This window comes from Agathobaculum sp. LCP25S3_E8, assembly GCF_052117165.1.
Taxonomy (GTDB): domain Bacteria; phylum Bacillota; class Clostridia; order Oscillospirales; family Butyricicoccaceae; genus Agathobaculum.
This window is the reverse complement of the sequence record NZ_JBQKJR010000103.1, coordinates 1-5,721: the sequence shown is the minus strand read 5'-3', so window position 1 is coordinate 5,721 and position 5,721 is coordinate 1. Positions and strand designations below refer to the sequence as shown.

The 5,721-nt window shown below is 48.9% G+C and carries 7 protein-coding genes and 1 pseudogene; 2 read left to right on the top strand and 6 right to left on the bottom strand.

Annotation, left to right across the window (positions count from 1 at the left end; all coding sequences use genetic code 11):
- The first annotated feature begins 79 nt into the window (after nt 1-79).
- Nucleotides 80-1,249, top strand: a complete 1,170-nt coding sequence (locus tag ACTQ34_RS17390; protein WP_441364864.1) for a helix-turn-helix domain-containing protein — start codon at nt 80-82, stop codon at nt 1,247-1,249.
- Nucleotides 1,246-1,710 carry a DUF4411 family protein gene (locus ACTQ34_RS17385; protein WP_441364863.1) on the top strand — a complete coding sequence of 155 codons (465 nt, stop codon included), beginning with the start codon at nt 1,246-1,248 and terminating at the stop codon, nt 1,708-1,710. Before ACTQ34_RS17390 ends, ACTQ34_RS17385 begins: the two co-directional genes overlap by 4 nt.
- Nucleotides 1,711-1,816: 106 nt before the next feature.
- Here the strand turns inward: ACTQ34_RS17385 and ACTQ34_RS17380 are convergent, their stop codons facing one another.
- From ACTQ34_RS17380 to ACTQ34_RS17355, 6 genes and pseudogenes are all read right to left on the bottom strand, one after another.
- Nucleotides 1,817-2,164 carry a plasmid mobilization protein gene (locus ACTQ34_RS17380; RefSeq protein WP_441364862.1) on the bottom strand — a complete coding sequence of 116 codons (348 nt, stop codon included), beginning with the start codon at nt 2,162-2,164 and terminating at the stop codon, nt 1,817-1,819.
- A complete protein-coding gene (locus ACTQ34_RS17375) occupies nt 2,161-2,340 on the bottom strand; it encodes a DUF4316 domain-containing protein (protein WP_441364861.1) in 180 nt (59 codons plus the stop codon). The genes ACTQ34_RS17380 and ACTQ34_RS17375 overlap by 4 nt, the downstream gene beginning before the upstream one ends.
- Before the next feature lie 8 nt (nt 2,341-2,348).
- Nucleotides 2,349-2,954 (bottom strand): hypothetical protein, encoded by a 606-nt coding sequence (locus ACTQ34_RS17370; protein ID WP_441364860.1) that lies wholly within the window; start codon nt 2,952-2,954, stop codon nt 2,349-2,351.
- A 106-nt stretch (nt 2,955-3,060) separates the two neighbouring features.
- Nucleotides 3,061-3,822, bottom strand: a pseudogene (mobQ, locus tag ACTQ34_RS17365) (MobQ family relaxase); the annotation flags it as partial.
- A gap of 188 nt (nt 3,823-4,010) precedes the next feature.
- Nucleotides 4,011-4,844: a 4Fe-4S binding protein gene (locus ACTQ34_RS17360; RefSeq protein WP_441364859.1), complete on the bottom strand. Its 834-nt coding sequence runs from the start codon at nt 4,842-4,844 to the stop codon at nt 4,011-4,013.
- A gap of 291 nt (nt 4,845-5,135) precedes the next feature.
- The coding region (locus ACTQ34_RS17355) for a ParB N-terminal domain-containing protein (protein ID WP_441364858.1) at nt 5,136-5,721 on the bottom strand (586 nt) is incomplete at its 5' end.

The following is a 5,721-nucleotide window of genomic DNA, read 5'->3' as shown; positions in this document are numbered from 1 at the left end:
TCCTTAAATTCTTTGCTGTAACGTTTCATTGCGATCCCCTCCGTCTCTGTTCGTTCAGTTTAACAGATTTTTGGGGAATTTGCGACTGCACTTACAGGGTACTACTCCAAAATGGGCGCGTGAAGAAACACCTTTCCGTACACTCGAAGAAGTTGAACTCCACCTAAGAGGTATTTCTGCGGAAAATTTATCAGCTTGGGAAAATGGAGTTGACCTACCATCGGTTACTGAAGCAAAGAAGTTGGCTCAGCTATACAAAGTACCCTTAGCGTGCTTCTATTTAAGTGCACCTCCAGAGAAAAAGGTCAGGAAATATACTGATCGCCGAACAATGAACGGCACAATTTATGTTGATACCTCGTATGAGTTGTGGTGTGAGATCGGGCGAATCATATCAAACCGTGATAAGCTACTTGAATTTGCCGATGTAGAAGAAATAGGAAGTTATCCATTACCCACATTTACATCTGATACTTCAATTAGCAATATTGCCAGCACTTTAAGGAACTTTTTAGGAATTACAACCCCGTTCAAGTATAAAAGCACATATAAAAACAATGCTTTTAATTATTTCCGAAATATATTTGAACACAAGGGAATTTTGGTTTCACAGATTTCTGGTGTTTCGATAAGTGAAATGAGAGGGTTGTCGATTTCCTACGACACTTGTCCGATTATAGCAATTAACAACCGTGATTTTGAAAGGGCTAAAGTTTTCTCTCTGTTCCATGAATTGGCGCATCTTGTGCGCCGATCTTCTTCCTTATGTTTGATCGATTTTGACGAAAGAAACGATGAGGAAGAAAAAATTTGCGATAGCATCGCAGCGGCTGTTCTTTTACCAAAGGCTGAATGCATCGAAGTTAGTAATCGGATTTATGCAAAACATAAAGAGTGGTCATCACTTTGTTTACAGGAAATAGGCGATAAGTTTGGAGTAAGTTCCGTTGTGGTTTTACGGCGTTTATATGAATTAACTCTACTTTCAAAGGTGGAGTACCTTGCAATATATAAACAACTAAACGACGAATTTGAAGCCAACAGAGAACTAATTGAGAACAGTAGAAAAGGAAAGAATATTCCAGTCTACTTCTATGTAAAGTATTTGAATCAGCAGGGCTACCTATTTCCAAGAGCTATAATGAGTGCACACGCAAATGGGAAACTGACTTATGGAGAGATGTGTAGGACTCTAAATGTAAACAGCAAACATATCGGAGATATAGAACGGGCGGTGATGTTTACATGAAAACAATTTATGTGATTGATGCCTGTGCTCTAATCAATGCCGCCCAAAATTATAATATGGCCAAAAAGTCATTTGCCCACATTTGGGAAGCTCTTGATACCATGATCCAAAATGGTGAATTGATTTCCAGTTCCGAGGTTATTGATGAACTTAAAGATGATGACCTAAAGGAATGGGCTAAAGGACATAAAGAGTGTTTTACACCTCTTACCAAAGAAGTGCAGGAAAAAACCGCAGAAGTACTGGCTCAATTCCCAACGATGATAAAAATACGAAGTAGCGGAAATTCTAATGCAGACCCATTTCTCGTTGCTACGGCTGCGGTACAAGGCGGAACAATAGTGACAGATGAAAAACTGGGCGATCACAAGACCAAGGACTATAAAATCCCAAATGTATGTCAGGCTTTAGATATTCCATATATGAACCTACATACATTTTTGGATCAAATATTAGAATAGCGCAAAGAGCCACAGATTGAGTTTAGATCTGTGGCTCTTTTTTCTTTGGGACAAATTGTCCCAAAGAAAAAAGCCGGGGAGCAGCACAAGGCCACTCCCCGACAGGTCAGAGATGCACCACCGCCGACAGCTTTTTCAGCAGATCAGACAGCGGCCCCCAAAGGTCAGCGTAGTCCCGTTGCAGCGCCTTGATCTCGTCGGGGTAAATGCCGCCGTAAGTGTTCACATGGATCGCCACTTGGTTGAGGTTGTTGGCGCACCGTCGCTGGAGGGACACCAGCTCCCGGATGTCCGAGAGATCAACATGGAGCACATAGCCATTCAAGGCCATTTTCCGCATATAGGCCCCCATGTTGGAAATGCCCGCCTCGGCCATGCGTTCCCCGATCAGCGCCTGCTCCTCCGGCGTCACCATTACATGAAGATGGACACAGCGGCGGCGTTTCTTTGTCACCGCTCCTCACGCTCCCGGCTCCTATGCTTGTTGGGGGGCTCCTTCACCTTGTCCAGTTCCTTTTCCGGGGACTGGGGCGGCAGGGCCGGGGCGTTGTTCAGCAGGCCGTCGATCATGTTGTAATTCTGCTCGGTGGACAGCTCCACGGTTTTCAGCGGGTTATCCTGTTCGTGCATAGTACCTCCTATCTCTCGTCACGGCGGGGAGCGGACTTCTTGGGGGCGGTCTGGCCCCGGTGCTCCTCGGCCTGTTTTTGGGCAGTTTTCATCTGCTGGGCAATCGGCTGTTTGTCCTCCTTGTGGGCCTTGGCTGCCGCTTGGCGCTCCACCCCATGAGCACGGGCGGCAAGCTGCTCCGGGGTGACATACTCTTTCGCCACATAGCTGCCGAAGTCGGGGTAAAACCATGTCAGCCGCCTTTGCTCCGGGACATGGTGAGCATCCTCCCATTTGCCCACCACCTGAGCCTGGGTGTCCATCTGCCGCCGGATGTCCAGATTTTCACGGGCGGGCCGCAGCTCATAGTCCCGCATTTCCCGATCCGTCAAGGGCTGGGCATAGGTGATCGCCCCCCACGCCTGAAACGCCTCACCCGGCACCTGCTGGCGGGTAAAGTAAACATCCATGTGAATCGGGCGGTTGAAGTAGCTCTTGGGATAGGTGCCGATGTCGATGGGCCGTTGGGTGGAGTAGTATTTGTAGGTTTCCTTGTCCGGGGCCTGCTCCACCTCCTGTACATGATAGCGCCGTTGATAGTCCTCGGCCCGGTTGTGCAGGTCACGCTCGGCCATACCCGGCTCGTTGTGGTAGTGGCCCCAAAAGTAGTCCCGGTGTCCGTCCTGCTCGTTGAATTGCCATGTCACATAGGGGTTTGGGGCCTTGGGGTTTTCCCCCAGTAATGTCCCTGTTTAGGTTGCCGATGTTGGTCTGTATCCCTCGTTTCTCCATCTGGCTGACCGCTGGCCCCATGTGGACGGTGGGGATTTTATCAAGCCCCTGCCGCTCATAGGAACGAAGGTCAAGGCGTTCCGGGCGGTCATTGGCTTCCAGATAGCGGTTAGCGACAGCCGCCCAGCCCTGCCGCCATATCTCGCCGTACTTCTGGTCGTTCCAGTCCACGGTGTCCTCCTTGTGGCTTTTCCAGTTCCCGGACGGGAGCCGGATACGCTCGCCGTTCTCGTCAAGGTCATAAACCTTCCGGCTCTTGGGAAGCCATTTTCCGGTTTCGTCCATTGCCCGCATGGTCAGCAGGATGTGGGCGTGGGGATTCCCGTCCCCTTTATCGTGAATGGCAAAATCGGCAATCATGCCTTTGGAAACAAAAAACTCCCGGCAATAGTCCCGGATCAGGTCGGCGTGCTGCTTCGGGGGAATTTCCCTCGGTATGGCAAGTACGATCCTGCGGGCAAGCTGGGAGTTCCATTGTTTTTCTACGGCTTCGGCAGCGTTCCACAAGGTGTTGCGGTCTGCGTATGACCGCGGGGCGTGGGGCGGCAGCATGATTTCTGTGTGGACGATCCCTCTTTTCTCGGCATAGTATTTCTGCTTCTGGTCGTACTCGGAAAACAGCCGTTCGCCGCTCTGGTAAGCTGCGGCGGCTACGGCTGACTGGCGGTTGCTGCGCTGAACGATTTTTATATCGTGGTGGGGACAGGGCATAACGGCTTCCTCCTTCCTGTGGTTAATTGGATGGGGTGGTGGTTTGCCACCTTATTTTGGGCAAAAGAAAAGCAGGAAACCGTTTCTGATTTCCTGCTCGGTGGTGCCGCTGGTGGGCGGCTGGTTATTCAGTTTTAAAAGTTCGGGTCAGGTTGGCCCGATGACGGAAAGATTGGAAAACTGGGATTTTACAGTGCCTTTTTAGGACAATTCTTTACACATTCCATGCAAAGAATGCATTCTGTTCCATTTTTTCGTTTTCTCGAATTATCTGTTACATCAACATCCATTGGGCACACACTTTTACACTTTCCGCATGATATACATTTTTCCTCATCACATTTGATACGCAATAAAGAAAAATAGCTTGCAGGTTTTAAAAATACAGTGACTGGACAGATATATTTGCAAAACGCTCGGTTATCCTTAAATGCAAAAGCAAGAACAATTCCGATTGCATAATAAAGGATATTTCCAAACAGGAAACACCAGAACATAATGCGTTCAACATTACCTACCTGAAATAAAAACAGCGAGGCTACAAAAACCAGAGATACAATAAAAGTTAAATATCGTATTCTCTCCAATTTCTTTTTGCGAGAAGTCTGTGGGATCTTGTATGGTAGAAAATCCAAAACCATTGCAGTCCAACAAGCATATCCACACCATCCTCTTCCAAAGATCAGTGGACCAAATATTTTTGCAACTGCATAATGTATTGTCGCTGCTTCAAATACCCCTGTAAACAGATAATACCAAAAGCCCTCTATCTGCATATTCTCGTTACAGATCAGCCCCAGATAAACAACCATATATAGGCCGATGAATAGTTGAACTATGCGTCTGGCATGTTTATATTCTATCTGGAAGAGCAGCAATCCAATAGCTATTACTGTACCTATATATGAGAAATTAAACAAATAAAACAGATTGTCCTTTGTCAGCCAAAGAATTACTGCTATAGCTTCAAATATCACCCAAAATCCCAGGGAGATATACCATTTCTTATTCTTAATTTTCAATTAGTTTTCCCCCGTAAATTTCCGATTTGTCATTGTTTTCATTATACTTCATCCAGCTGGGTAAGTATAGGATGATTTTGTAAACTTGCTGGACGGGAACAGCTTGCAGCGCAAGATGTTCCCGGGCGGCAAGTCCACAAAGGGGTAGCTGGCGGCAGCCAGCGCAGGGGAAGTGTAGCTTCCCCTGTGATGATTGACAGGAGCCGGAACGCTGGGGTCAATTATCCGCTTTTCGCAGGAAGCCCCCGGCAGGGCGCAACGCACCGGCTCGACCGGTGTATAGTTGCGCCCTTACTCCGTAGCCTCGTCATCGGTCATGTTGCGGACGATACAGGGCATATTGACAAACCCGGCCAGTTCGCTGGCTCTCTGGCGGCGGTGTCCGGCGATGATCTCATATCCGCCGCCCTCACGGGGCCGCACCAGCGCAGGCTGATTGACCCCAGCAGCCTTGACCGACTCCACCAGTCCCTGCATTTCAGCATCGTCCCGGACACCAAAGGGATGATTTTTGAACGGATGCAGCTCGGAAAGATTGAGATACACGATCTCCTCTTTCACGCCACGGGCAGCATCCCGAGGGGCGGGCGGCTGCTCGGTTGCAGCCGGGGCCTCTGCTTTGATGGGAGCGCCTTTCCCGGCAGGCGGTTCGCTTTGGGACATTTTGTCCCGAGGTTGCGGCTTGGCCTTGTCGGGGGCCGTCTTGTCCGCCTTGGGTGGGCGGCCCCTGCGGGGCTTGGCCGCATCCTTTGCTTTGTCCGCCTGCTTTGGAGTGATACAATAAAACCGCACACCCAAGGTGGTATAATGAAGAACAGAAAGGGTGTTGAAGATGGGACAGAAATACAGTGCAGAATACAAGGCAGACGTGCTGAAA

What these genes read in the sequence shown, in the direction of transcription:
- ACTQ34_RS17375 (WP_441364861.1), bottom strand. Translation starts at nt 2,340, where the DNA reads ATGCACGAACAGGATAACCCGCTGAAAACCGTGGAGCTGTCCACCGAG.
- ACTQ34_RS17370 (WP_441364860.1), bottom strand. Translation starts at nt 2,954, where the DNA reads ATGGCCGAGCGTGACCTGCACAACCGGGCCGAGGACTATCAACGGCGC.
- ACTQ34_RS17385 (WP_441364863.1), top strand. Translation starts at nt 1,246, where the DNA reads ATGAAAACAATTTATGTGATTGATGCCTGTGCTCTAATCAATGCCGCC.